Here is a 24,461-nt window from a genome sequence, read left to right on the forward strand (position 1 = left end):
ATCCAATCAGTCAATGAATTCTTGATAACTAAACTTACGATTTTTTTGATCAGAAATTCTGCCAGAACCTACTCCTAAGTAATATGAGTCGTCAATTTTCTGGTTTAGATTGTTAACATTATTAAATTTACCTGTTGTGATAGCATAGGTAGAGTTAGTTGCAGGATGATTTATAGTTTCTAGGTTACCTATATAAGAAATACCTTCAGGTCTATAGTTACTTGTTTGTAAAGCCCTAGTATTAGCTTGCTTAGCTAAAGTTGTTTTATCAGGATGTGAAATCACTTTAAATAATGTATCCATGTCTACTGCACTTCCAATTTCTAACTCCTTATTATCACTAAATTTTCTGCCTTGACTGTCGAAAACAGCTATATATTCTTGACCTAGTTCTTTTACTACCATTATTTCTAACGATGGTTCAAAGAACAGACTATCTTTTAAAAACTTTGAATTGTTAAATGTTACTGAGGTTACTACACCAAATTCAGAGTCATACTTTGATAGAGCACCTTGACGGTTAAATTCCCAATATAATTTATCCAAACAATCAGCTAAATCAAACTCTGGATTTTTTTTGTAAAAGCAAACTGATGCCAATGGAATTTCAAGAGATTCAACAGGATTAAATCCTTTAAAATCAAATTTTTTCTTAAAGCCAGAGTTGTAATAACTATGTTCAGGAAACTCATCGATATATGTTTCAATTAGAATAGCCGTATCTAGCGTTCTAATAAACTTCTTAGCATTTTTTTCATTAGATAGATATTCGTCAAATATTTTAAAATTGCTCCATAAATCCAGATTATTGTTATTATCCAGTCCTATAATATAAGGTTGATATTGTTTGTATGTTCTTACTACTCTACCTACTGTTTGAACTAACTCTCTACCACTAGCTACAGGATAAGTGAGGATAAGTATTTTAGCTTGAGGTAAGTCAACACCTTCATCTAATTTTCTTTGATGAATTATTACTTCGTAGTCTTTTTCATGAATATTTGCAGGAACATTCTGTAATTTATTTTTATTATCTGATTTTGCATAACTATCATGGATTGCGACAGCATTGAATTCGGTTTTTAACAACTCTAAATAATGTTCGACATCTGAAAGTTCTTTACACTTTACTATGCATACTGATTCTGGTTGTGAGATTTTTATCTCTTTAATTCTTTCAATTAACCTATCTTTATTAACTACTTCAAAGTTTGGATCTACAATATCGTGATTCTTAACCGCATTTTTAAACGTATATATATAATGGTGTTTCACATCAATATCGAAGCTAAATAAATCGTTTCTATAGGGTGTAGCTGTAATAATTAACTTTTTACATTTAAATTTTCTAACAGCTTTGCTCCATTTCGAAGCTGGCTCAGCATGCCCTTCATCAAATATCACTAAATCAATCTTATCTTTTATGGAGTCTAACTCCAATTCAGAAAGCGCTGTAATCATTTGGACTGTAGTACAGTAAATACCTTCTTTTTGGAAGCTATTGATATTTTTGAATACAGATTTAAGATTTGGTATATCAGCTACATCATCTAGAATTTTTTTATAAAACTCACCTTTCAGTTGTTTTACCAACTGGTCGCAAACAGCTCTTCTGTGAGTAAGAACTAATACTCGTTTAGATTTAGAGCTATGGCTAGTTACACAAATTACGCCACTTTTACCGGCTCCAGTTGGTAAGCTGATTAGACAAGCCTTCTTACTCCGTGAGTTAAGGTATGTAGATACAGTATCTATGCTTTTCTTTTGACAATCTCTCAATCTTGAAATAACGTCTTCACTTATATTCATAGTAGTCCTTTTAAACTAATGAGATTACTTACATTATTCGAGATTTTTATCTTTATTAAGTTTACTACAAAAAAAGAGCCAATCTATAAGAAGAGTGACTCTTTTCTTTACTGAAATTAAGGACGTCAATTCGTTTAAAGTCTAACCATTTTTTAAATAACTATCTTTACCTTCTTTCCGAGCCTCAGCAATCAACTCATGAATCTTAGCACTTTCCTTTAGCACACAAGCATCATAAGCAGAAAGCGGCTCAGACGCTTGTTCTTTTTCCTGATCTTGCTTGGCTTTTTCTGCTAAATACTTTTCAAGTTTATCGGCTTCAGAATCGCCCATAGTTTATCCCCCATATAATTTTTACCATATAAAAAACGGCACTGAAATCAGTGCCGTTTTATCAGTCGTGATAATTTAAACCCTAACCACGACTCCTCAAATGCTGAATCGCCAAAATTAATCCCAGCTTAAAATCACCTTACCGCACTGCCCACTTTCCATAATATCAAAGCCTTCTTGGAAGTCATCAATGTGCATGCGATGGGTAATGATGGGCGACAGATCAATACCGCTAATCAGCATTTGCTCCATCTGATACCACGTCTCCCACATCTCACGGCCATAAATACCTTTTAGGGTTAACGCCTTAAAAATAATCTTGCTCCAATCCACCGTGGTGGTGTTAGGCAAAATGCCCAAGAGAGAGATTTTAGAGCCGTTATACATATTGCTAATCATTGAGTCAAAAGCCTGAGGCGAGCCTGACATCTCAAGCCCAATATCAAAGCCGTGCATTTTTAACTCAGCAATGGCGCCTTCGATGGTTTCACCTTTGGCTGGGTTGATGGTCATCGTCGCGCCCATTTTTTTGGCAAGTTCTAGGCGATAATCACTGATATCACTGACCACAATATTACGCGCCCCTGCGAAGCGGCAAATTGCTGTTGCCATAGAACCAATCAGCCCCGCACCCGTAATCAGCACATCTTCACCAAGGACAGGAAATGAAAGGGCAGTATGCGTGGCATTGCCAAAGGGGTCCATAATGGCTGCCATCTCATCGCTGATACGCTCATCGAGCTTGATGACATTATCGGCAGGTATCACCAAATATTCGGCAAACGCACCATCGCGGTCGACGCCCACGCCGATGGTGTTTTCGCACACATGTAGCTTACCACGGCGGCAGTTTCGGCAATGCCCGCAAGCGATATGTCCTTCGCCAGTGACTCGGTCGCCCACTTCAAAATGCTTCACACCATCGCCCATTTCGCTAATGATGCCGACGTATTCGTGTCCGATGATCATCGGCGTCTTGATGGTTCTTTCTGACCACTCATCCCATTTGTAAATGTGCAAATCTGTACCACAAATAGCAGTTTTTTTAATTTTAATTTTAACGTCATTGATGCCAACCATAGGTTCTGGCATGTCTTGCATCCAAATGCCTTTTTTGGCATGGGCTTTAACCAGTGCTTTCATACTTTTCTCTTATTTAACGGTGCTGTACTTAATGGTTGAATCTAGCGAGTGAATACCGAACAAATACCGAACGACGCTTAATCAATCACTTTCATTTGCTTGGCGACTTTAATAAAGGCAGTGATACACTTGTCTAGCTGCTCGCGAGTATGGGCGGCAGAGAGCTGGACACGGATACGAGCCTCGTCTTTGGGTACGACAGGGTAGAAGAAACCAATCACATAAATGCCTTCTTCGAGCAGTGCATCTGCCATTTTCTGGGAGACATTAGCGTCATAAAGCATCACCGCACAAATCGCCGATTCGGTAGGCTTGATATCGAAGCCTGCATCTTGCATTTTTTTCACAAAATAGGCGGTATTTTCATGTAATTGGTCTTGTAGGGTATTGTCTTGCGATAGCATCTCAAACGCTTTTACCCCAGCGGCAGCCACCATAGGAGGAATAGAGTTTGAAAACAGATACGGGCGTGAGCGTTGACGCAACATCTCAACGATTTCTTTTTTACCCGTGGTAAAGCCGCCAATAGCACCGCCAAATGCCTTGCCCAATGTACCAGTGATCAGCTCAATATCACCACGCAGATTAAACAATTCAGTCACGCCGCCACCAGTGCGACCGACCACGCCTGCTGAATGCGACTCATCAATCATTACCATGGCATCATATTTTTGTGCCAACGCATAAATCGCATCCATTGGTGCGACATTACCATCCATTGAAAACACACCATCGGTGACAATTAAGCGAAAACGCTGTGCTTGCGCCGCTTGTAACTGCGCCTCTAAATCTTGCATATCCGCATTGGCATAACGATAACGCGCGGCTTTACACAGGCGTACACCATCGATGATTGAGGCATGATTTAACGAATCAGAAATAATGGCATCTTCGCTAGTTAGCAGTGGCTCAAAGGCACCGCCATTGGCATCGAAACAGGCCGCATAAAGAATCGTATCTTCGGTATTAAAAAACTTAGAAATCGCCGCTTCTAATTGCTTATGCAAATCTTGCGTCCCACAGATAAACCGCACCGATGACATGCCATAACCTGAGTTTTCGATGGCTTTGATCGCCGCCTTTTTAATCTCAGGATGGTCAGACAATCCAAGATAATTATTGGCACAGAAGTTAAGCATCTCACGGCCATCGGCAATCTTGATGAGCGCATCTTGCGGAGAGGTGATCACGCGCTCGTTTTTATACAGTCCTGCTGCGCGTATGTCGCTGATTTCTTGTTGTAGGTGTTTCTGAAAGTCTTGATACATAAAGATTCCTGTTTTAATATTATTAGCATTTTTATTGATAATGCAGATATTAGGACTGCTGATAGAACCAAACTGTAGTCATTTTAAAATAAAATTGATACGCCAATATTGCCATGCTACTGGTATAAATTTTACTTGCTTGCTGTGTCTACGCTGACAGAGGCTGCATAAAATATATCCCAGCATCACCGCATCGAGTGTAAAGTGAATAGACTATTTGCTTATTAGTATGGACTATCCACAAATTGCTAAATACTGACGCACGACATTATCCATGCCTTGCTCCAATGACTCAATCGTAAAGGCATGACCAATCGATACTTCAGCGATATCACTAAGCGCGAGCAGATCAGCCAAATTATCCAAATTCAAATCATGACCCGCATTGACGCGGATATCGTTTTGATTGGCAAGGGTGATACAGTCGCTAAAGCGTTGCTGTACCTCATCGAACTGGTCGCCGCTCTTACCATTACTGTAAGCGCGCGCCCATTCTTCGGTATACATCTCGATCGTCTGTACATCGCTCTCGATGACCGCTTTGATTTGTTCGATATCAGGGTCGATGAACACCGCACAGCGCGTACCAAACGCTTCTAGCTCTTTGCTCAATGTTGATAAAAACTCATGATGTTTAATGATATCAAAGCCATGATCGGAGGTCAGCTGATCGTCACTGTCTGGCACGAGCGTACATTGATGCGGTTTTACCTCACGGATAATCTTTAAGAACTGCTCATTCGGATTGCCTTCGATATTGAACTCAATCTCTGGATAGTCCTTTAAGAATGCACTGATATCATAGACATCTTGGTATCTGATATGACGCTCATCGGGTCTCGGGTGTACGGTAAAGCCTTTGACACCTAGGTCAATCAGCTTTTTTACAAAGGTCAACAGGTTAGGGTAGTCAGTACCGCGAGAGTTACGGATTAAAGCCAATTTATTCAAATTTACGCTAAACAATGTGCTCATAGTATTTCCTTTTTCATTGTTGTTATGGATAGATTTTTGGTTGTTAATGGCTAATAAAAATCATTGGTATCAGCATACTTCTTATTCAATGCCTTTAAAATAGCATAAGTCTCTAAATCTATTTCGCCTGTTGGATTTAAAGGTCGAAAGTGTAGCTGAAACGCATAGACGACATCGCGACTGGCTTTGTCCCATTCGTCACTATCATTGATCTGATAGCTATAGTCACTAAACTGCTGCTTGATCTCAGGTATCGTTGCCGCTGCAAATGCGTCTATATCCATAAAAGCAAGCTTATCAGCGTCATCATACCAAGCGCCGATGCCATATTGCTTATACAGTTGCTGCCAAGGGAACTTGGCACCGGGGTCTATTTTGCGTGAGGGTGCCATATCAGAATGACCGATGATATTCTTTGGTGAGATGTCATATCTGGCGGTGATATCTTGTACTAGCTCCGCGACCTTTTTAATCTGCAACTTATCAAAAGCCACATAATGCTCATAAGGATGATATGCTAGCTTGCCGTCTTTTAGGGCATTTTGATACTCAGGCGCAATCCCTGCATTGACGATTTCTATGCCGATAGAAGTATCGTTCAAAATGGTTCTACCTGCAAAACCGCCATCACCCGCATGCCAAGCTCGTTCATTTTCTGGTACTAAATTATAAATTTTATCATCGTTATTATCTAACACTAGATAGTGTGCGCTGACCTTGCCTGTGGTCAGTGTGTTGATAGATCGGTCATTGTCTGAAACCGTATAGTGCAGCACAATGGTTTTGATACGTTCGCTTTTGCCAGTGGCTTGATAGGCTTTACTATCCACGATGTAGTTCTCAGTGCTTGCTACTGGAGAGGTCGTGGTTACGCAGCCAATTAGGGACATGGTTAAGCACGATGTTAATACTGACGCCAATGCTAAAGAGATAATACTTTTTGCCATAAATTGCTCTATATAGCTGGGAAGTTATGCGCTGATATTATGCGCTACGGTGCTACTTTTTGCACAGGCATTATTTTTCGATACCCTATCATGCCCAAGACAATAAAGAATCCTAGCAAGACATAAGCATTAAATGATAATGCCGCGGGCGAAAATGGTAGCAGCAACAGCGATATAAAGACCACACTGATTAATACAGAGAGATAATTTAGCAGACCTGCCTGTTTCTTTTTTCGCTCATTGATGAGGTCAGCGGTCGTGACATAAGCAAAGCCAACAGTGATACCCAAGGACGCCATTGTTACGATATCGAGTAGGTAGTTTCTACCTAGCCAAGGAGAAAGTAGGCACACCAAGCATATCAATGTAACGGTTTTTTGCTTACTGAATTGGTTGTTTTTATCCGTAAATACATTGGGCAATAATGAAGTGTCGCCCATAGATTCTAAGAGCTTAACCGACGACAATATAAAGCCATTGATACCGCTCATTATCGAGCCGATCATAGCGATCGACAGTAGCCAAATACCGATGCTACCAATACGATTGTCTATGCCTTCACCTGTCGCCCAGTGGCTGTCTTTGATGGCTTGATAGTCAAAGCTCATGTTTAGCGCGGTAAAGTAGTTGATTAAAAAGTAAAACAAAATACCTGCGATGAGTGAAATTAGGATAATACTTTTGGTCTTGGTTTTTGAATCGCTAATGGCTTTTGAAATTTGCGGTGTGGTCTCAAAACCGACATACGCCCATGGCATAACAGCCAAAATAGGTAACCATGCCAAACTGGTGATAGAGCCGCTAGACATATCAGTTGGCAAAAACGCTTGGCTCGTTGGTGCCATCCAAAGCGAGGCAAAAAACAGCGCCGTGACTGACAGAATCATAAAAAGGGCGATATAGAGTTGGATTTTTGCGCCGACTCGTACGCCCTTTAAATTGATATAACTGAACAAAATAATAGCTGCGCTGCATAGAAACACTTCACTAGCGTAGACCTCCCAACCAGCAATCGTATACAGATAGCCTAATTGTAGACCACTAGGCAAAAGATAGCGCAACAGCAAAGCGACAGCTGAGATATTGAGTGCGATAATGGAGATATAGCCTATCGTGACGCCCCAACCATAAATATAGGCGTGTTTTCTATTGATGTATTTTTCAATCCAATATATACCGCCTGATTCAGTTTCTGGTGTTTGAGTTAGCAAATGAATATAGGCACGTGCGACCATATAAATGGCCAAAGTACCGATAATAATGGCGACAGAAGAGCCTAATAGTTGTGACTGCGGCAAAAACAAATCGCCTGGCATGACATAAGCACCCCAACCAATAATCGCACCGACGCTAATCGCTATCGCTTGTAGATAGCTGATACTTTCTGTTTTTTCACTCATAGAATACTCCTTCACGATCAAAAATGGAGAAGGAGGGAGTGCTTATTAAAAGGTGAATGCAGGACATGAAAAACCTTGTGATGCCACTACGCAGGGTAGTGGCTATCTTTTATAAGTAGGAAAGTCATATTAAAGGTTTTTGTTGAGTGTTACCTTTTCAATCCTGTTGGATTTTTTTAGCCAGAACCTTTTTCCAACTGTCCTCTAAACAGTCAATCGCGAGCCACGGTTCAATCACATTAGCGTCAAACTTTTCTTTTGAGTTTGCCAGTTGCCATAGCGTCTCTAATGTCGCAAACGGATAAGGGCGCTCAACCAGATACACAGGTAAATCAGCGTCTATAATGCCATCACGGACGACTTGGAAGTACCAGCCAGAGATACCTTGCTTGCTGACCCATGCCGCGATATTTGGTACTTTGGTAAATTGACCAATTTGATCGTTGATTTTGTAGCAAGGGCGGCGTGGTTGGACAATCCGTAGTTGAACGCTAGCACCATCATTACTAGTATCTAAACCGTTTTCAAAATGTCCACCGTACTGAAAAACATCGCCAATGCAAACCGTAGACTCAGTCATTTCTGGTAGATCGTTGACGGCTTCGGTCGTGAGGTTTTCACCCAATGTACCGACGCGTACGTTTAGGCCAAACTCTGTATTGATTCTCTCATAAGTCGCAGGTGCCAGTTGATGCACGGCTTTTAGCGGGCCACCATGATGTTTGCGATCGGCTTGCTCATCAGTGGCGAGGCCCATGAAGTTGACCGCGACCGGCGCTTTGATGGGTGCTTTATCGATGGCGCTCATTTCTTCGCGCGCAAATGGCATAGCTTTACCAGTGCGGACGCAGGTTAAGTTGGCGATATGTAGTGGCAGGTCTTGGTTAAAGTCTTTTTGGGGTTTCTCAACTGTTGGCGTGACTGATGCTGCGCTCATAAGGTTTCCTAGAATATAGGTGTTCATACTAATAAGTGGGCGAGGACGGTTTGATTTCTATTTTATTATACGGGTTTGCCACCTCAGAGGTCACACAAAAAAAGACCAGAATAGATATTCTGGTCTTTTTGGTAATACGTTTTTGAATGTTGAACGATTGTCGTAATCAACAGTCTTATTTGTTTTTGTTACGACGACCGGCCGTTTTCTTTTCACGTGGTACAGCGACCAGCTCAGCCAACTGCTCAGGTGATGACCATAGGCCTTCTAAGTCATAGAACTCACGAGCTTGAGGCGTCATCATATGGACGACAACTGCGCCCAAATCGATCAACGTCCAGTCAGAGTCGATACCGCCTTCACGGCCAAGTGGCATAAAGCCAGCTTGCTTAGCTTCAGCGCCGACACTATCAGCCATCGCACGTACGTGGCGTTTAGACGTACCATCAGCGATGATGATGCGTTCGGTTACGTCAGTCAATGCTTCTACATTCATTACAGTGATGTTCTTTGCTTTCATATCATCTAGAGCGCTTTGTACAATGGTCAAACATTCTGTTAGGCGTTCTTCAGTCATGGTGTTGGTCATAAATTTTAATCTCTTGAATCGTAAATATATAAAATAAAGGGGTAAAACGTCAATTTGTCTTATCCGACTCATCATATGTCGTCAGTCACGCATAGAGACAGGATAGGCAAAATGACACAGATAAGGCGATTTTAACGGAATTGAGCAGCAGAATATAGCTGATGGGCGATAATATATTGATAAACAGCAGGATTTAGCCATTTAGCTAATGGATTAGATTCAGTATTGCTAATGATATCATTTATTGGTGCTATAGATGTGATTTGCCTTTGGGTGACTGGCATTTTATTTGTTTGATTGTCTATTCTCTGTAGTTGCTCACGTATTTGCGTGCTTGATACGGCAGTGATGGGTCGCGGGTCTATATAAATGCGTCCTTGATTGGTGCTTTTCAAGTCAGCTTTCAAGTCAATACTATCCGGATCAGTGATATTTGAGTTCGAGCTATCTATTAGTTGCTGAGTAGTTGGGGTCAGTAGCGCACTCGGTGAGTCCGTTATATAGGGCTGCAATGACAACGGCAATTGCGATTTTAAGAAAGTAACATCTTGTGCAGTTGCTGTATTGTTTTCAGAAGATATAGTGCTATTAGACATTTCACCATCAGTACAGCTGTCACGATTAAACACCCACAGATTGACATGGTCGGTGAGTCGTAATCCCTCTTTCCATTTATCCAAACTATGGGCACTGTCCATACCCATGATAAATATCAAACTGTCATTAGGATATTGCTGCCTCAATGTACGTACGCTGTCGATCGTATAGACAGGCGGCGCTTGCCACAGCTCCAGCTCATTAATCTGTATCGGCGTATTCTCCGTCGCTAGCTTTAGCATCGCTAAACGATGGTTAGGGTCTGTACTTTGGGTCTTAAATGGCGAGCGCGCATTGGGTAGTAATGACACGTGCAACGAGAGCTGTTGCTGCTTTGCGATTGGGAGTAGATGTTGATATACCGACATCGCTACTTCTAGATGACCGTTATGTACAGGATCAAACGAGCCGCCAAGATAAGCACGAATGGCAGGCGCAGGTGTTTTTTCTTGAGGGCTAGTGCTCGTATTTGGCATAAATAAATGTGTAAAAGGATTAATAATACGTTGGTTGATTCTAGAGAAGATAGCGCCATTGTAGAGGGCAAGCGCGCCCTTGTCATCACTGTCTGTCACCAAGGCACCAATAAAAAACCGACCATCATCATGACAGTCGGTTATCTATAAGTGTGCATTATACAAACGTTAAGATAATTAAATCAGATCGCTGTGCGCTTGGATAGCAGTCAGCGCGATGGTATAGACGATATCATCGACCAACGCACCACGTGATAAATCATTCACTGGTTTGTTCAGGCCTTGTAGCATTGGGCCGACACTGACGACGTTGGCACTACGCTGTACCGCTTTATACGTCGTGTTACCAGTATTGAGATCAGGGAAGATAAAGACATTGGCTTGACCAGCGACAGGCGAATCAGGCGCTTTTTGCTTACCGACGCTCATGACCGATGCCGCATCATACTGTAGTGGGCCATCGACTTTGAGGTCTGGTGCACGCTCACGAACGATTTGGGTTGCACGGGCGACTTTTTCGACATCTGCGCCAGTCCCTGATGAGCCAGTAGAGTAGCTGATCATCGCGACTTTTGGATCGATACCGAAGGCCGCCGCAGACTGAGCTGATTGAATGGCAATCTCAGCCAGCTCTTCAGCGTTAGGATCAGGGTTGATGGCGCAGTCACCATAGACCACCACTTGCTCAGGCAACAGCATAAAGAATACTGACGACACGAGCGAGTATTGCGGTGCGGTCTTAATCAACTGAAATGCTGGGCGTACGGTATTGGCAGTCGTATGAATCGCACCTGAGACCAGACCATCGACTTCATCCATCTGTAGCATGATGGTGCCGAGGTATACAGTGTCTTTTAGATATTCAGCGGCGACATCTTCATTGGTTTTACCCTTGCGGCGCTCAACGACTGCTTTGATATATTTACTCATATCTAGACTGTCAGGGTCGATGATTTCTAACCCTTCAGGCAACGTCAAATCACGGTTTTTAGCGACTTGTTCAACATCACTACGCTTAGCAAGTAATACGCAATTGGCAATACCGCGGCTTTGACAGATACAAGCCGCTTCCACGGTACGTGGCTCAGCGCCTTCTGGCAGTACGATGCGTTTTTTGGCTTGCTGTGATTTTTTGACTAACTGATGGCGGAATGCTGACGGCGACAAACGTGGCTCGTGATTGCGGCTGAAGTATTCTTTAATCCAGCTCAGATCCAAATGCGCGGCCACATAGCGAGCCACTTCTTCCGCTCGTTCGGTGTCGTCATTTGGAATCTCAGAGCTCATGTGCATTAGGCTTTGTACGGTCTCGTAGCTGTCGCTTTCGACACTCATGACAGGGATGCCCGTTTTGAGCGCTGATTGCCACAGCTCAGCGACCGTTGCACTTGGCATAATACCGCCAGTCAATACCAAACCTGCTAGCGGAATTCCATTGATACAGGCCAAGCCAGCAGCGAGTAATAAGTCGTCACGATCCCCCGGTACCACCATCAACGTACCGCGCTTAAAGACTTCATTAACACGTGCTACTGAACGGGCAGTTAGGCTGATACGATTGATACGACGTGTCTTTGCTTCACCAACATTGAGCCATGTCGCGTCCAGCTCGGTCGCGATATCCCACGTGCGCGGTACTGATAACGAGTCACTAAAGGGCACCACACCGATCAGGCGAAATGCTTCGGTATTAAATGAAGGAGATAAGCGCTGAACTGCCTGCATAAAGTTCTGATCTAAGCTGACAACCGCTTCACCAGGGGCAACTGGTTGGTTTTCAAAGGTGTTGGGCACGTCTTGTACGCGCATCAATATCACGCCGAGCGTACGTGCATCAATGACGCCGCCGAACTCACGTGCATGGACATCGAGCTTATCTGCTAAATAGGCAGGCTGATTGATATCAGCGGTACTGACAAATATAATCTTGGCATCTAGCGCATGGGCAAGCGCGCGGTTGATTTGTGAGGCATAAGAGGTTTCAGTAGTCGGCACGAGACCTTCGCAGATGATGACCTCATGACCCTCATCGATCGTATGATAATTGGCGATCACTTCTTCCATCAAGTCGTCAAGATTGCCATCGCCCAGCATGCGTTCGACATGCTGGCGGCTGATAGATTTGGGCGGCTTGAGACCAAACGCATGCATGGTGAGCGCATTTGAGCTGTCCAAGCTGTGCTGCTTATCGAGTGTATCATCTTGCAAAAACGGCTTCATAAAGCCGGCTTTTATACCGTTATAATCAAACGCACGAATCAGACCGAGCGCCGCTGACGTCACACCAATACCGCGGCTGATGGGAACAAGTAAAATGGTTTGCATAAGGTTTCCTACGATTTATTTTGTTTTAGACTTCGATTTATTATTGGCAGCATAAAGAATACCGAGCGTTTTATTCTATGTTTTTTACAACCATCAAGAGTGATAAACGCTGAGTATAATATCTAAATAAGCTTATACCAAATTCAAGGCCTGACGCGTCTCTTGCGCGATACGGTATTCTTCATCCGTTGGTACGACCCACAGCTCAATACTACTGTCATCGGTATGGAAGCTGCCTTCTTTGCCACGGGACAAATCCGCGTTTTTGTCCACATCTATTTTGATACCAAAATGACGCATCACTGCTAAGATGCTGGCACGTGTGGTCACTGAGTTTTCACCGATACCACCAGTGAAAACAATGCCGGTAAATTCAGGCAATGCACAGCTTAGGCTGGCGAGGTATTTACCCGCGCGATAGCAGAACATATCAATCGCCAGCTGCGCGTCTTTATGACCTTCACTAGCGGCTTGCTCAATGGTACGCAGATCGTTAGACAAGCCTGATATGCCTAGCAGTCCACTGTCACTATTGAGCATTTTGTCCGTCTCTTCTAGGCTGATACCGAGATGACGCTTTAGATGCATGTGCAAGCTAGGGTCGACATCACCACTACGCGTACCCATCATTAGACCTTCGAGTGGGGTCAGACCCATACTGGTATCGAGGCTCTTGCCATCGTACACGGCAGCCACCGAGCAGCCATTACCGAGATGTGCTGTTAGCCAACCATGTGGCCCTTTGGCCTCCGTGATTTGGCTCGTACGCTCTGAGACATAGGCATGAGAGGTACCATGAAAACCATAACGACGGATTTTGTGTTCTTCGTATAGGTACTTTGGCAGGGCATAGCGAAACGCAACGGGCGGCATCGTTTGGTGAAAGGCGGTATCAAACACCACGACTTGCGGCATATCAGGATAAATGGCTTGCACCGCTTCGATACCCAACGCATTGGCAGGGTTGTGTAGTGGCGCCAGTATCTTGAGGCGTTTGACTTCTGCGAGTGCATGATCGTCAACTCGTACCGCCTCAGAGTATTCACGGCCACCATGTACCACGCGATGACCGACCGCGATGAAATGATACTGCTCTAACAGCTCAAGGATTTTTTGTAGCGCCAGCTTATGGCGACCACCAGGGATAGATATTTCAAGCTTCTCACCATTTAAGGTCGTGTGTTTGATACGGGCAGTATCGAGGCCTAAGTTTTCGGCAAGACCGGTGATACGAGTAGAGTTGTCATCACTAATCAACGCGTATTTGATGGAAGACGAGCCGCAGTTTAGCACTAAAGTCGGACTGGTCAGGGTTGATGTTTCACTGTTCTTATCATCAAAAGTGGTGCTTAGGGTGGCGCTCATACTCTATCCTTAGATTGGTTTTTATGGAGGTGAATCAAATCGTTTGTGAAATATAAAAAATGTTTTTAGTAATGTGTCTTTTATACTAGCGCGTCGTCAGTACAAATCCTTTTGGATGGCTGATATCTCATGTGCCACGCAGGTATATGGCCGATTCTATTTATATTTAAGCCGGTACTTTTATACTATTATTATCGGCGAATGTCTATGAATCACAGGCCAAAACCCTATGATGAGCGCGGATTGCCAAGATATTGCTGTCTATTCATATATCTGTACTGCAATAGCCCAAATGTTTGAGAATGTGATGCAGTAAGCGATTGACACAGAAATAGACTAATAACCATCAGCAATTTTTAAATAAGTTGGCATAGAATTAAGGCATATGGTGATAGCGAATTATTAGTGGCACAAATTGTAAGAAATGTTGTCCAAATACCCGTAAATCGCGTTTCGCAATCAAATTACTCCTCGTTATCATGATAATAACTCAATCGAAATACAATAAAATGCCGAATAATAATCAAGTTTATGAGTCAATCATATTCAGTATGCGTACAGCTTTGTGTAATAATGCTATGATTGAAATGCTTATCTCAGCAGCGTTTTGACTGCCTTTTTAGCTGTCTATTTATCACAATTATTATTGCCCTTACATGACTATACGCTCACAGGTTGCCCATTCTATGTCTACTATATACCGCCTCTCAAAAACTGACGATAGCTCTTTATTGGTTGGCAGCCATCGCCGTACTATCGGCGCGCTCATCATTGGTAGTGCCCTTATGGCAGGGTTGTCAGGTTGCGGTCAAAAAGGTGATTTATACTTGGTAGATTCCGCTAGCCAAACGATTGAGGGCAGCTCATCTATGCTTGACAGCACTAGTCATCCACAAGACGCCGCTTTTGCTGGTCTTGATGGTAATGACCAAAACACAGATGTGATGGTTTTGCCAGAGCCTAGTGAAGACCCGAACGATTATTAGCACGTGGCTACGAATGACTAACTATTAACGCTTAACTGGATCAAATACTAATGCTTGAATTAAGCCGCGTTAAGAGACAATGGCAATATCTGAGTAGGCTTGATTAAACTGCTTGGATCCACACACACATTTGACACCCATATTTATTATTACCTTTTATAACCTGATTAGATTAGAGATTTTTATATGAGTTCTTCTGAATTAGCTACTGACGTCACTGAATTAACCACTGGCGAATCAGTCACCACTCAAACTGAGCAAGGGTTGTATATTGACCCTGAAGCTTTGACTACTTATTTACCTGCGCTGAATTACCGCGACGATTCGCTATATATGGAGCAGGTCAGTATCAATGCATTGGCAAAACAATATGGCACGCCCTGCTATGTCTACTCAAAGCAGGCGATATTGGACGTTTACCAAGCATACACGGACAGCTTCGCCAGTCTAAATCATCAAGTATGCTATGCGGTAAAGGCAAACTCTAACCTTGCAGTGCTTGGTGTTTTGGCAGAGGCAGGTGCTGGGTTTGATATCGTTTCTCGCGGTGAGCTGATGCGTGTACTGGCTGCTGGTGGCGCTGCCTCTCGCGTGGTATTCTCAGGCGTTGGCAAAACTTATGGCGACATCGAATACGCGCTGACCCAAGGTATTGGTTGCTTCAATGTTGAGTCGATTAGCGAGCTGACCTTAATCAATGAAGTCGCAAAGTCACTTGATAAGCCTGCGCCGATATCGCTGCGCGTCAATCCAAATGTCGATGCAAAGACTCATCCGTACATCTCGACCGGTCTCAAAGACAACAAGTTCGGCATCACTCACGGAGATGCCCTAGCGGTTTATCAGCAAGCGGCAGTGCTATCACATATCGATATCGTTGGTATTGATTGTCACATTGGCTCGCAGTTGACTGAGGTAGAGCCATTTGTCGCAGCGTTAGATAAAGTCATTGAGCTAATACATAGTCTGCGTGATAACGGCATTGAGCTATGTCATATTGATTTGGGCGGCGGACTGGGTGTGCGTTACATCGATGAGACGCCTGTGACTATCGATGAGTTTGCCCAAGCCTTATTACCAAAACTTAGCGAGCTTGGCTTAAAAGTATTTTTTGAGCCGGGTCGTAGTATCGTTGCCAATGCTGGCGTGCTCTTGACCCAAGTCGATGTACTCAAACCGACTGAGCACAAGAATTTTGCCATCGTCGATGCGGCCATGAACGACTTGATTCGCCCTGCGTTATATCAGGCTGAAATGGCTGTTATTCCAAGCACACTGCCTAGCGATGGTATCAATACGGATGGTACGCAGCCATGGGATATCGTTGGTGCGATTTGTGAGACGGGTGACTTTTTGGCAAAAGACCGTTTATTGTCATTGGCCACAGGTGATGTGCTAGCAATCACTGGTGCGGGTGCTTACGGCTTTACCATGAGCAGTAACTATAATTCGCGCCCGCGTGCCAGCGAAGTGATGGTGGCAGGTGAGCATCATCAGCTCATTCGTAAGCGCGAAACGGTTGAAGCCTTATATGCCGATGAAACATTGTGGCAGGATAAATAGAACGGTCAGAGCGGTACTTGACGCATAAAAAACCCACTGTGATGATAACAGTGGGTTTTTTTATGGCAAACGCTGACTGAATGCAGCGGTTTTGAGTTATGACGATAACTTGGTATTTGATAGCGGTGATAATTATGATTGTATCTGACAGCGTGCTAATATAAGACATATATAAAAATAGGATAGGACATCAAAAATATGCTAATAGAATTTACTAAAATGCATGGTTTGGGCAATGATTTTATGGTCATTGATTTAGTGACCCAGCGCTTAGAGTTGACCAAGGAACTAGTAGCGTTATTGGGAAATCGTCATTTGGGCATTGGCTTTGATCAATTGCTGGTGGTAGAGCCGCCCATGCGCCCTGATGTGGATTTCAGTTATCGTATCTTTAATACTGATGGTACCGAGGTCGAGCAGTGCGGTAATGGCGCACGTTGTTTTGCCCGTTTTGTGCAAGCGCGCAAACTGTCATTTAAGCAGCGTCTACGTGTAGAGACGGCCAGTGGTATTATTTCATTGACGACTGATCGTTATGGCTGGGTTGAGGTTGATATGGGTAAACCCAAGTTTGAGCCAGATGAGATTCCATTTAGCCCAAGAGCCACGACCAAAATCCAAAACACATACCATCTCGATGTGAATGGTACGCCTGTACAGCTGTATGTTGCCAATATGGGCAACCCGCATGCTGTCATCAAAGTCGATGACGTACTCGATGCTGAGGTCGAAAAATTAGGCAAGGCAATCGAATCGCATCCTGCGTTTCCAGCTCGCGTCAATGTGGGTTTTATGCAGGTGATGAACCAGCGCCATATTAGACTGCGTGTCTATGAGCGCGGTGTGGGTGAGACCCAAGCATGCGGTACTGGCGCTTGTGCTGCTGTTGCGGTCGGTATACGTGAGGGCTGGTTGGATGAGGGCGAAGAGATCCGCGCGCAGCTCTATGGTGGCAGCATGATTATCAAGTGGCAGCCAGGTTACTCAGTCATGATGACGGGTCCGACAGCCTTTGTTTATGAAGGTGTCTTTAGTCCAGATGGTTTGATGGCACAAGCCGGTATCAAGCCCAATTCTGAAGGCTAAGAGCTGACATTGGGTAAATGACATAAATAGCACGGGTGCTTCTACTATGGTGATGTCCGCTGATAAAGACAGTCAATCTGCACAGATGACGCCTTGGCTATCAGCTGAGTTGGCAGCCACTGTAGAGGCAGACACTGCGTTACGAGCGTTATTAGCACCTGTCCATCGTTGGCTTAATGTTCTGGCCGTGCGTAACCACTCGCCGCATACGTTGACCGCTTATTTTGCGGGTGTCAATCAGTTGGCGCTATATATACGCGGCAAGCGTTTGACATGGACGCGCTGTGATAAACGCCAACTGGCTCAGCATATCAGTCAGCGCCTTGATGAAGACAAGCTTGCACTGGCGAGCGTTCAGCAAGAGCTGTCAGCGATTCGTCATTTTTATGGGTGGCTGATAGAGGAGGATCTGGCACGTGTTAATCCAACGACTGGCTATCAGCTCAAGCGCAGTCCTAGACCACTGCCGTCTATTGCCGATGTAGATTTACTCACTCAATTGCTAGACCAGGCCATCCCGGATACCCCAGAGCAGGCCCGCTTATGGTTACGGGATAAGGCCATGTTTGAATTGCTTTATAGCAGCGGTCTACGTGTTGGGGAGTTGGTCGCGCTCGATATGGCAGATGTGGACTTGTCTGATTTGCGTGTGCGAGTCACAGGCAAAGGCAATAAAACCCGCCTAGTACCGTTAGGTGTAAAGGCGGCAGAGGCGATAGCACGTTATTTGCCGCATCGCAATCTATGGGTTGAGCAGATGGACAGTGCATTATTCATTAGTGAAAAGCTCGGCACCAGACTCTCAACGCGAGCGGTGCAGCAGCGTCTCAAAGTCGCGACGACTCGTGCAGGCATCGCGCAAAACATGTATCCGCATTTACTGCGTCACTGTTTTGCCTCACATATGCTCTCAGGTAGTGGAGACCTACGCGCCGTGCAAGAAATGCTGGGCCATAGTGATATCAGTACCACGCAGATTTACACCCATGTCGATTTTGCTAAGTTAACACAGGTCTATGATCGCGCCCATCCACGAGCGACTCATGCTCAGAATGATAGCAATTCTACCTAGTCTCTAGTAGAGCAACTTGTCACAAGGCAATTTGATTTACGCCAAACGATGGCAATCAAAGATCGGCATTTTCTGTCGACCTTGTATTTGTGCCTGCTTGTCTAGTGAGGCCATGACAATGGCGTATCCTTTATCTGGTTCAGCTGTGGCAGAGGTGTTTAGCTCACTACTATCGTGGCTAGCAATAATACTGCCATTAAAATCAGTAATGGCTGTATGTCCCCATGTCTGGCGAGTATTGCCGTCTTTATACGCATGATAGCCGCCTTGCGCTGCGCCAATGACCATACATTGACTGTCTAATGCCCGTGCCTGTAACAACAGTGACCAGTGCGCTTGTCCGGTCAGATAGGTAAAGGCCGCAGGCGCACTTAGCAGGTCTGCGCCTGCTTGACGTAGGCGCTGTGCCAACGCTGGAAAACGCAAGTCAAAACAAACCATCATACCCAGTTTATACACAGCATCGTCTATCTCAAGTGAGGTGACGACAGTTTGTGTGCCTGGCTCAAAAGTCGCCGCCTCATTATAACTGCCTTGTTTGTCGGCCACAGTCGCGGTAAACAGATGAATCTTATCGTAGCGTGCTACCAGCGTACCATCTGGGGCAAACAGCTGGCTGACTTGGCGCAGTCTACCATCTGGTACGATAACCCCATCAGGGCGATAAGGGCAGGGCAGTGAGCCTACTAGCAGATAAATACCATAGGTACGGGCATACTCTGCCATCGTCGCTGAGAGCGCATCAAAACGCTCTGCAGTGGCAAACTGCTGTCCCATACTACAGCAGTTTTCAGGTATGACCACGAGCTTGGCACCCTGCGAGGCTGCGTCAATAACGGCTGCTTTTATAGTGGTCAAATTATTTTCGATATCTTGCTGACTGTTCATTTGGATGGCAGCGATGCCAAATCCAAGATTGTTTATTTTGTTGTTCATGGCAGTATTCTCATTCAATGTTAAGACGGATCGGTCGTTTAATAGGTTTTCTTTATTATAAAATTCTTATAATTATGAACAGATTATTCATATGTATGGGCGGGTTATGACGTGTCAAATGATAAAGGTGTCCAGTATTTATCACCATCATATCTGGGCAGGGTGTAAATTATCATAGCAAAATTGTGGCAAAAAATGCTATCGTCATGTCCAGATAAGGATAAATCACGGCCTCAATTGGCAGTATAAATATAATAGCATCAAGAATGGAGTGTAATAAGCCGACCATGAGTATGTCGTTCGGATTGGCGACCACGCTGAGCAACTCGCAAAAACTAACCCCGCAAATGCAGCAAGCCATCAAATTGCTGCAGCTCTCTAGTCTTGAGCTCGCGCAAGAGGTTCAGGCCAAGCTGGACAGTAATCCGCTGCTTGAACGTATCGAAGACGATGGCGATGATGACTATAGCGATGATAGCGACTATGAAAGCTCTGACGATAAAAGTGATGCGTCAAACGAGCCATTGACCTTGGATAGTTGGAACCAAAGCAGCAGTGATTTTTCTAATACAGCAGGGTCTAGTACAGGAACTGAGGGCAACACAGATTACGGTGATGAAGCAATCGATAGCTTGGACAAGTTGCAGCAGACCAGTATCGATGATGGCGCGATGGACAGTAGCACTGATAATTTTGATGCCAATAGTGATACGGAGCATTTTGATTATAGTAACCATGCCTCTGCGTCGAGTGGCTCTAGTAATAATAACGAAGACTTTGATAGCTATCAAGGTGGTACTTCTTCGACCATTCAAGACCATGTGCGCTGGCAGCTTAATTTTAAGCGCTTGTCGGAGACAGACACGCTGATCGCAGAATATCTCATAGACTCCATGGATGACATGGGGTTTATTCGGTTGGATATAGATGAGCTGCTACAGAGCTTTGATACTATGGCCAGCTTTTATCAGTGGGATGAGCGCGTTGAGCATGATGAGATTACAGCGGTACTACGCATGATTCAATCTTGTGATCCTGTTGGTGTGGGTGCACGGCACTTGAGTGAGTGCTTAGCGATTCAGCTATCCAAGCTCGATGCTCGCACAGCTTATCTACAAGAAGCAAAAGCGCTACTATCAGCCAGTGAGCATTTGGTCAGCAATAACATCAAAGCGCTGACGGAACTAACGGGTCTTGCCCCTGAATACATCACGCCTGCGATTACTTTACTGCGCACACTCAACCCGTCACCAGGATTGTTGTTTCAAATCAGTCAACCTGACTACACTCAGCAGCCTAACAGTTATGACATACCAGATGTGTTAGTCTCGCCCATCAGGCACCATGACGGGACGCCCAATGCTGCAGATGAAGGCTGGCATGTACGTCTTAATCCTGACACGTTGCCAAAACTGCGAGTCAATCAAGAATACGCCAATCTAGTCAAACGCGGTGATGACAGTCCTGACAATCAATATCTGCGAGAAAATCTCACCGACGCGAGACTGTTCATCCGTAGCATCGAAGAGCGCAATCAAAACCTGTTAAAAGTCGCGACCAGTATCGTACGTTATCAGCAAGAGTTTTTGTTGCATGGCGCGACGGCTATGCAGCCGCTGATCTTAAAAGCCATTGCAGAAGAAGTTGATTTACATGAGTCAACGGTTTCGCGACTGACCACCAGTAAAACCATCTTGACGCCGCAGGGAATGTTTTCGTTAAAGCATTTCTTTTCGTCACACGTCAGCAGCAACGATGGGGATATCTCATCGACTGCTATCAGCGCCATGATCAAAAAGCTCATCGCCGATGAAGATCCCAAAAAACCATTATCGGATAGCCGCTTAAAGAACGAGCTATTGGCTGATGGTATCGATATTGCTCGTAGAACGGTCGCAAAATACCGTGAGGCTATGAATATTGGCTCATCTACTCAGCGCAAACAAAAATACTAGTGATTTGACCGCAGAAATTTAATTAGCTATTTATTTGACTGAGAACACAGAAGCTGCTGGATAGTTAGCCTATGTTTCTATACAGTTATAAAAATAAAATTTTTTGATTATATAGAAACTTAGTAGAAATAATAGCTATTGTTACACTTGATTACAATTTAATGGCTTGCTACTATTTGGTTTTCATGACAAATTAGAGCCATACCAACCACAAAATCTTAATGCCGATTTATAGTATTTACTCATAACTGATAAAGGAGACGATAAAAGGATACGTCGACATGTTACTAGCGGCATTGGATAGATGATTGGTAAGGCAGGATGACAAGAGCAGGAATGCGACCTCATCTGTTGATTGTAAGTTATAAATAAAAGGACAATAATATGAATGTTTCTATCAGTGGTCATCATATCAGCGTTACTGAAGCTATGGACACAGCGGTTCGTGAAAAGCTTGAAAAAGTAGAACGTCACTTTGATCAGATACAGAGTATTCAAGTGATATTATCGCTAGACAATAGCGGTGCCAGTGACGGCGGCAAAAAGAGCCATAAGGCTGAAGCAATTATGCGCGTCTCAGGTCAAGAAATGTTTGTCCAAGCCCTTGAAGATGATATGTATAAAGCCATTAACGAGATGGCAGACAAACTTGATAGACAAGTGCGTAAGTATAAAACCCGCCAAGAGCGTAAAAAGACTCAGGGTGCTGGACGCGAAGGACGCTATCAAGATTTGACGCCCGCTGAAGCAGTGCCAGCAGCTTAGTAATAACGCCACATGGTGCTAAATAAGCAACGACAGTCATCTGGATTGATAGATATATTAAAAACCAAAAAGACAATAAACAGTCAATCTATCAAGCCATGACTAACAAAAGAAAAAAGACCTCAAACATATCCTATGTTGAGGTCTTTTTTAATAAGCACATAAAAATCGCATACAGGTTTAAAGCCGAATAAAGCGATAAACCATTTACAGCGAAATGATTCTAACCGCCGCCAACTGCTTGTACCACTTCAATATTCATACCTTCTGCAATGCGCAATTGAGCCAATTCACTTTTGGGTATCAGATCCCCATCGACTTCGACAGCATAACGACCTTGACTCAGACCAAGTTCATTGATGACTAGTTGCACTGTCTGATGGGTGGTTTGTAAGGTTTTGCCATTGACACTAATATTGCTCATAATTGCGCTCCTTAATAATTTAGATTTCCTTGTACTCAAAAATATGAATGCTTGAGTAGATGACATCCTCTAGATTGATTAACTGGGTTTTGATTAGTTGATCGAGTCTTTTGATCTAAATGTCGATACTGCCAGCCATAGCCAACCCGCAATCATAAAGATACCGCCAATAGGAGTAATCGCCCCAAACCAACGCGGTGCGCCAAGCGTCATCGCATACAAACTACCAGCAAAAATGACGATGCCGATTTGTAGTAGCCAAGCCGTGGTTTGGGTGGTGTATTTCAGGCGAATCAGTAAACCCACTAGCAGCAGCCCAAGTGCATGTATAAACAGATATAAAGTTGCGGTATGCCACCATTCAAGTTGCTGAGGACTGACAATAGCTTCTAAGCCATGAGCACCAAATGCTCCTAGGACAACGGCTACTGCCATATTCAATGCAGCAATACCAATCCAATTCAGCATGATAAAACTCGCAATGGCTTACAGGCGCGAATAACGTGATAGATATTACTGAATATCATCTGGCAAAATCACACTATCAATGGTCATGGCGTCACGAATTTTATCCATCGCATTTTTTTCGATCTGACGCACACGCTCGGCGGAAATAGAGTAGACCGCTGCTAACTCATGCAAGGTAGATTTTTGCTCAGAGAGCCAGCGCTGCTCGACGATATCGCGTGAACGATCATCCAAGGTACCCATAGCAGCAATCAGAGCTGATGAGTTGTTTTCTTCCCAATCTGCTTCTTCTAACTGCTCGGCAGGATCGATGCCATCTTCTAAAAACAATTGGGGTGCATAGCGACCGTCATCATCGTCGCTCGACTGCGCTTCAAACGAGGCATCATAAGAGGTCAGACGAGATTCCATCTCTAGCACTTGCTTACGTGTGACATTTAAGTCCTTGGCGATCGCATCTGCTTCTTCTAGCGTTAGCTGATTGTTGGTTTTCTTTAGGCTACGTAAATTAAAGAACAACTTACGATGGGCTTTGGTAGTGGCGACTTTGACAATACGCCAGTTACGAATCACGAACTCATGAATCTCAGCTTTGATCCAATGTACGGCAAAGGAGACCAAGCGCACACCTTTATTGGGATCGAAGCGTTTGACCGCTTTCATCAGCCCCAGATTGCCCTCTTGAATGAGATCCGCCTGCGGCAGTCCATAGCCTGAGTAGCTGCGGGCAATGTGAATCACAAAACGCAGATGTGACATCACGAGTAAACGCGCCGCCTCAACATCGCCTTCGTCATGATAACGATGCGCAAGCTCTTGCTCTTGCACGGGAGTCAAAATAGGGATTTGGTGCACAGTGTTGATATAAGCGCCTAAGTTGACCCCTGGTGCAGATAAATGCGTTGGCATGGCCGGTACTAAATCACGTGTACTGGTATCACCTAATGCACTTGCATCATAAGGCGGACGCTGTGCAGCAGCTTTGAGTGCCGCATCACGTGCGTCGTTTCTTATAGGAGTTACGCTGTCTTTTTTGTTTGTA

Annotated in this window: 22 protein-coding genes; 6 read left to right on the top strand and 16 right to left on the bottom strand. The window is 44.2% G+C overall.

Annotation, left to right across the window (positions count from 1 at the left end; all coding sequences use genetic code 11):
* Window positions 1-6: 6 nt before the first annotated feature.
* From IP510_RS13705 to IP510_RS04250, 12 genes are all read right to left on the bottom strand, one after another.
* Window positions 7-1,809 carry a DEAD/DEAH box helicase gene (locus IP510_RS13705; RefSeq protein WP_227669465.1) on the bottom strand — a complete coding sequence of 601 codons (1,803 nt, stop codon included), beginning with the start codon at window positions 1,807-1,809 and terminating at the stop codon, window positions 7-9.
* 141 nt (window positions 1,810-1,950) lie between these two features.
* Window positions 1,951-2,142 (bottom strand): hypothetical protein, encoded by a 192-nt coding sequence (locus IP510_RS04200; RefSeq protein WP_194363525.1) that lies wholly within the window; start codon window positions 2,140-2,142, stop codon window positions 1,951-1,953.
* 117 nt (window positions 2,143-2,259) lie between these two features.
* Window positions 2,260-3,285 (bottom strand): L-threonine 3-dehydrogenase, encoded by a 1,026-nt coding sequence (tdh, locus tag IP510_RS04205; protein ID WP_194363526.1) that lies wholly within the window; start codon window positions 3,283-3,285, stop codon window positions 2,260-2,262.
* Between the two features lie 77 nt (window positions 3,286-3,362).
* Complete coding sequence (kbl, locus tag IP510_RS04210) at window positions 3,363-4,553, bottom strand: glycine C-acetyltransferase (RefSeq protein ID WP_194363527.1); 1,191 nt, start codon at window positions 4,551-4,553, stop codon at window positions 3,363-3,365.
* Between the two features lie 234 nt (window positions 4,554-4,787).
* Window positions 4,788-5,528: a pyridoxine 5'-phosphate synthase gene (locus tag IP510_RS04215; RefSeq protein ID WP_194363528.1), complete on the bottom strand. Its 741-nt coding sequence runs from the start codon at window positions 5,526-5,528 to the stop codon at window positions 4,788-4,790.
* 50 nt (window positions 5,529-5,578) lie between these two features.
* The gene (locus tag IP510_RS04220; protein ID WP_194363529.1) at window positions 5,579-6,475 is read right to left on the bottom strand and encodes an N-acetylmuramoyl-L-alanine amidase; all 897 of its coding nucleotides are present in this window, start codon (window positions 6,473-6,475) and stop codon (window positions 5,579-5,581) included.
* A 44-nt stretch (window positions 6,476-6,519) separates the two neighbouring features.
* Window positions 6,520-7,875 carry an APC family permease gene (locus IP510_RS04225; RefSeq protein ID WP_194363530.1) on the bottom strand — a complete coding sequence of 452 codons (1,356 nt, stop codon included), beginning with the start codon at window positions 7,873-7,875 and terminating at the stop codon, window positions 6,520-6,522.
* Window positions 7,876-8,032: 157 nt separating this feature from the next.
* The gene (locus tag IP510_RS04230) at window positions 8,033-8,812 is read right to left on the bottom strand and encodes an MOSC domain-containing protein (protein WP_194363531.1); all 780 of its coding nucleotides are present in this window, start codon (window positions 8,810-8,812) and stop codon (window positions 8,033-8,035) included.
* A gap of 175 nt (window positions 8,813-8,987) precedes the next feature.
* Window positions 8,988-9,401 carry a ribosome silencing factor gene (gene rsfS, locus IP510_RS04235; protein ID WP_194363532.1) on the bottom strand — a complete coding sequence of 138 codons (414 nt, stop codon included), beginning with the start codon at window positions 9,399-9,401 and terminating at the stop codon, window positions 8,988-8,990.
* Between the two features lie 131 nt (window positions 9,402-9,532).
* Window positions 9,533-10,474: a nicotinate-nicotinamide nucleotide adenylyltransferase gene (locus IP510_RS04240; protein WP_194363533.1), complete on the bottom strand. Its 942-nt coding sequence runs from the start codon at window positions 10,472-10,474 to the stop codon at window positions 9,533-9,535.
* 177 nt (window positions 10,475-10,651) lie between these two features.
* Entirely contained in the window at window positions 10,652-12,799 is a 2,148-nt protein-coding gene (pta, locus tag IP510_RS04245) for a phosphate acetyltransferase (RefSeq protein ID WP_194363534.1), read from the bottom strand.
* A gap of 132 nt (window positions 12,800-12,931) precedes the next feature.
* Complete coding sequence (locus IP510_RS04250) at window positions 12,932-14,164, bottom strand: acetate/propionate family kinase (RefSeq protein WP_194363535.1); 1,233 nt, start codon at window positions 14,162-14,164, stop codon at window positions 12,932-12,934.
* A gap of 686 nt (window positions 14,165-14,850) precedes the next feature.
* On the opposite strand from IP510_RS04250, the gene lptM reads away from it, so the two are divergent.
* From lptM to IP510_RS04270, 4 genes are all read left to right on the top strand, one after another.
* A complete protein-coding gene (gene lptM, locus IP510_RS04255; RefSeq protein ID WP_194363536.1) occupies window positions 14,851-15,150 on the top strand; it encodes an LPS translocon maturation chaperone LptM in 300 nt (99 codons plus the stop codon).
* Between the two features lie 186 nt (window positions 15,151-15,336).
* Window positions 15,337-16,713 carry a diaminopimelate decarboxylase gene (gene lysA, locus IP510_RS04260; protein WP_227669466.1) on the top strand — a complete coding sequence of 459 codons (1,377 nt, stop codon included), beginning with the start codon at window positions 15,337-15,339 and terminating at the stop codon, window positions 16,711-16,713.
* A gap of 198 nt (window positions 16,714-16,911) precedes the next feature.
* Window positions 16,912-17,799 (top strand): diaminopimelate epimerase, encoded by an 888-nt coding sequence (gene dapF, locus IP510_RS04265; RefSeq protein ID WP_194363537.1) that lies wholly within the window; start codon window positions 16,912-16,914, stop codon window positions 17,797-17,799.
* 52 nt (window positions 17,800-17,851) lie between these two features.
* Window positions 17,852-18,871, top strand: a complete 1,020-nt coding sequence (locus IP510_RS04270) for a tyrosine recombinase XerC (protein ID WP_413786456.1) — start codon at window positions 17,852-17,854, stop codon at window positions 18,869-18,871.
* A gap of 36 nt (window positions 18,872-18,907) precedes the next feature.
* On the opposite strand, the gene IP510_RS04275 is transcribed toward IP510_RS04270, so the two are convergent.
* On the bottom strand, window positions 18,908-19,807 hold the full coding sequence (locus IP510_RS04275; RefSeq protein WP_194363539.1) for a carbon-nitrogen hydrolase family protein: 900 nt from the start codon (window positions 19,805-19,807) through the stop codon (window positions 18,908-18,910).
* A gap of 287 nt (window positions 19,808-20,094) precedes the next feature.
* Here IP510_RS04275 and rpoN point away from each other — a divergent pair, with 287 nt between their 5' ends.
* Window positions 20,095-21,762, top strand: coding sequence for an RNA polymerase factor sigma-54 (rpoN, locus tag IP510_RS04280; RefSeq protein ID WP_194363540.1), 1,668 nt, complete (start codon window positions 20,095-20,097; stop codon window positions 21,760-21,762).
* Between the two features lie 384 nt (window positions 21,763-22,146).
* Entirely contained in the window at window positions 22,147-22,527 is a 381-nt protein-coding gene (hpf, locus tag IP510_RS04285) for a ribosome hibernation-promoting factor, HPF/YfiA family (protein ID WP_194363541.1), read from the top strand.
* A 223-nt stretch (window positions 22,528-22,750) separates the two neighbouring features.
* Here hpf and thiS read toward each other — a convergent pair whose 3' ends face one another.
* From thiS to rpoH, 3 genes are all read right to left on the bottom strand, one after another.
* Window positions 22,751-22,951, bottom strand: coding sequence for a sulfur carrier protein ThiS (thiS, locus tag IP510_RS04290; RefSeq protein WP_194363542.1), 201 nt, complete (start codon window positions 22,949-22,951; stop codon window positions 22,751-22,753).
* Between the two features lie 93 nt (window positions 22,952-23,044).
* Window positions 23,045-23,419, bottom strand: coding sequence for a DUF423 domain-containing protein (locus tag IP510_RS04295; RefSeq protein WP_194363543.1), 375 nt, complete (start codon window positions 23,417-23,419; stop codon window positions 23,045-23,047).
* Window positions 23,420-23,464: 45 nt separating this feature from the next.
* Window positions 23,465-24,328 (bottom strand): RNA polymerase sigma factor RpoH, encoded by an 864-nt coding sequence (rpoH, locus tag IP510_RS04300; protein WP_197175000.1) that lies wholly within the window; start codon window positions 24,326-24,328, stop codon window positions 23,465-23,467.
* Window positions 24,329-24,461: the final 133 nt, after the last annotated feature.

This window comes from Psychrobacter sp. NG254 (genome assembly GCF_015277735.1).
Lineage (GTDB): Bacteria > Pseudomonadota > Gammaproteobacteria > Pseudomonadales > Moraxellaceae > Psychrobacter.

Coding starts and splice junctions, on each gene's coding strand:
- IP510_RS13705 (WP_227669465.1), bottom strand. CDS start 1,809: ATGAATATAAGTGAAGACGTTATTTCAAGATTGAGAGATTGTCAAAAG.
- rsfS (WP_194363532.1), bottom strand. CDS start 9,401: ATGACCAACACCATGACTGAAGAACGCCTAACAGAATGTTTGACCATT.
- IP510_RS04250 (WP_194363535.1), bottom strand. CDS start 14,164: ATGAGCGCCACCCTAAGCACCACTTTTGATGATAAGAACAGTGAAACA.
- IP510_RS04220 (WP_194363529.1), bottom strand. CDS start 6,475: ATGGCAAAAAGTATTATCTCTTTAGCATTGGCGTCAGTATTAACATCG.
- kbl (WP_194363527.1), bottom strand. CDS start 4,553: ATGTATCAAGACTTTCAGAAACACCTACAACAAGAAATCAGCGACATA.
- IP510_RS04200 (WP_194363525.1), bottom strand. CDS start 2,142: ATGGGCGATTCTGAAGCCGATAAACTTGAAAAGTATTTAGCAGAAAAA.
- IP510_RS04295 (WP_194363543.1), bottom strand. CDS start 23,419: ATGCTGAATTGGATTGGTATTGCTGCATTGAATATGGCAGTAGCCGTT.
- IP510_RS04215 (WP_194363528.1), bottom strand. CDS start 5,528: ATGAGCACATTGTTTAGCGTAAATTTGAATAAATTGGCTTTAATCCGT.
- dapF (WP_194363537.1), top strand. CDS start 16,912: ATGCTAATAGAATTTACTAAAATGCATGGTTTGGGCAATGATTTTATG.
- IP510_RS04225 (WP_194363530.1), bottom strand. CDS start 7,875: ATGAGTGAAAAAACAGAAAGTATCAGCTATCTACAAGCGATAGCGATT.
- thiS (WP_194363542.1), bottom strand. CDS start 22,951: ATGAGCAATATTAGTGTCAATGGCAAAACCTTACAAACCACCCATCAG.
- IP510_RS04275 (WP_194363539.1), bottom strand. CDS start 19,807: ATGAACAACAAAATAAACAATCTTGGATTTGGCATCGCTGCCATCCAA.
- lysA (WP_227669466.1), top strand. CDS start 15,337: ATGAGTTCTTCTGAATTAGCTACTGACGTCACTGAATTAACCACTGGC.
- IP510_RS04270 (WP_413786456.1), top strand. CDS start 17,852: ATGTCCGCTGATAAAGACAGTCAATCTGCACAGATGACGCCTTGGCTA.
- hpf (WP_194363541.1), top strand. CDS start 22,147: ATGAATGTTTCTATCAGTGGTCATCATATCAGCGTTACTGAAGCTATG.
- IP510_RS04240 (WP_194363533.1), bottom strand. CDS start 10,474: ATGCCAAATACGAGCACTAGCCCTCAAGAAAAAACACCTGCGCCTGCC.
- tdh (WP_194363526.1), bottom strand. CDS start 3,285: ATGAAAGCACTGGTTAAAGCCCATGCCAAAAAAGGCATTTGGATGCAA.
- lptM (WP_194363536.1), top strand. CDS start 14,851: ATGTCTACTATATACCGCCTCTCAAAAACTGACGATAGCTCTTTATTG.
- rpoN (WP_194363540.1), top strand. CDS start 20,095: ATGAGTATGTCGTTCGGATTGGCGACCACGCTGAGCAACTCGCAAAAA.
- rpoH (WP_197175000.1), bottom strand. CDS start 24,328: ATGCCAACGCATTTATCTGCACCAGGGGTCAACTTAGGCGCTTATATC.
- IP510_RS04230 (WP_194363531.1), bottom strand. CDS start 8,812: ATGAGCGCAGCATCAGTCACGCCAACAGTTGAGAAACCCCAAAAAGAC.
- pta (WP_194363534.1), bottom strand. CDS start 12,799: ATGCAAACCATTTTACTTGTTCCCATCAGCCGCGGTATTGGTGTGACG.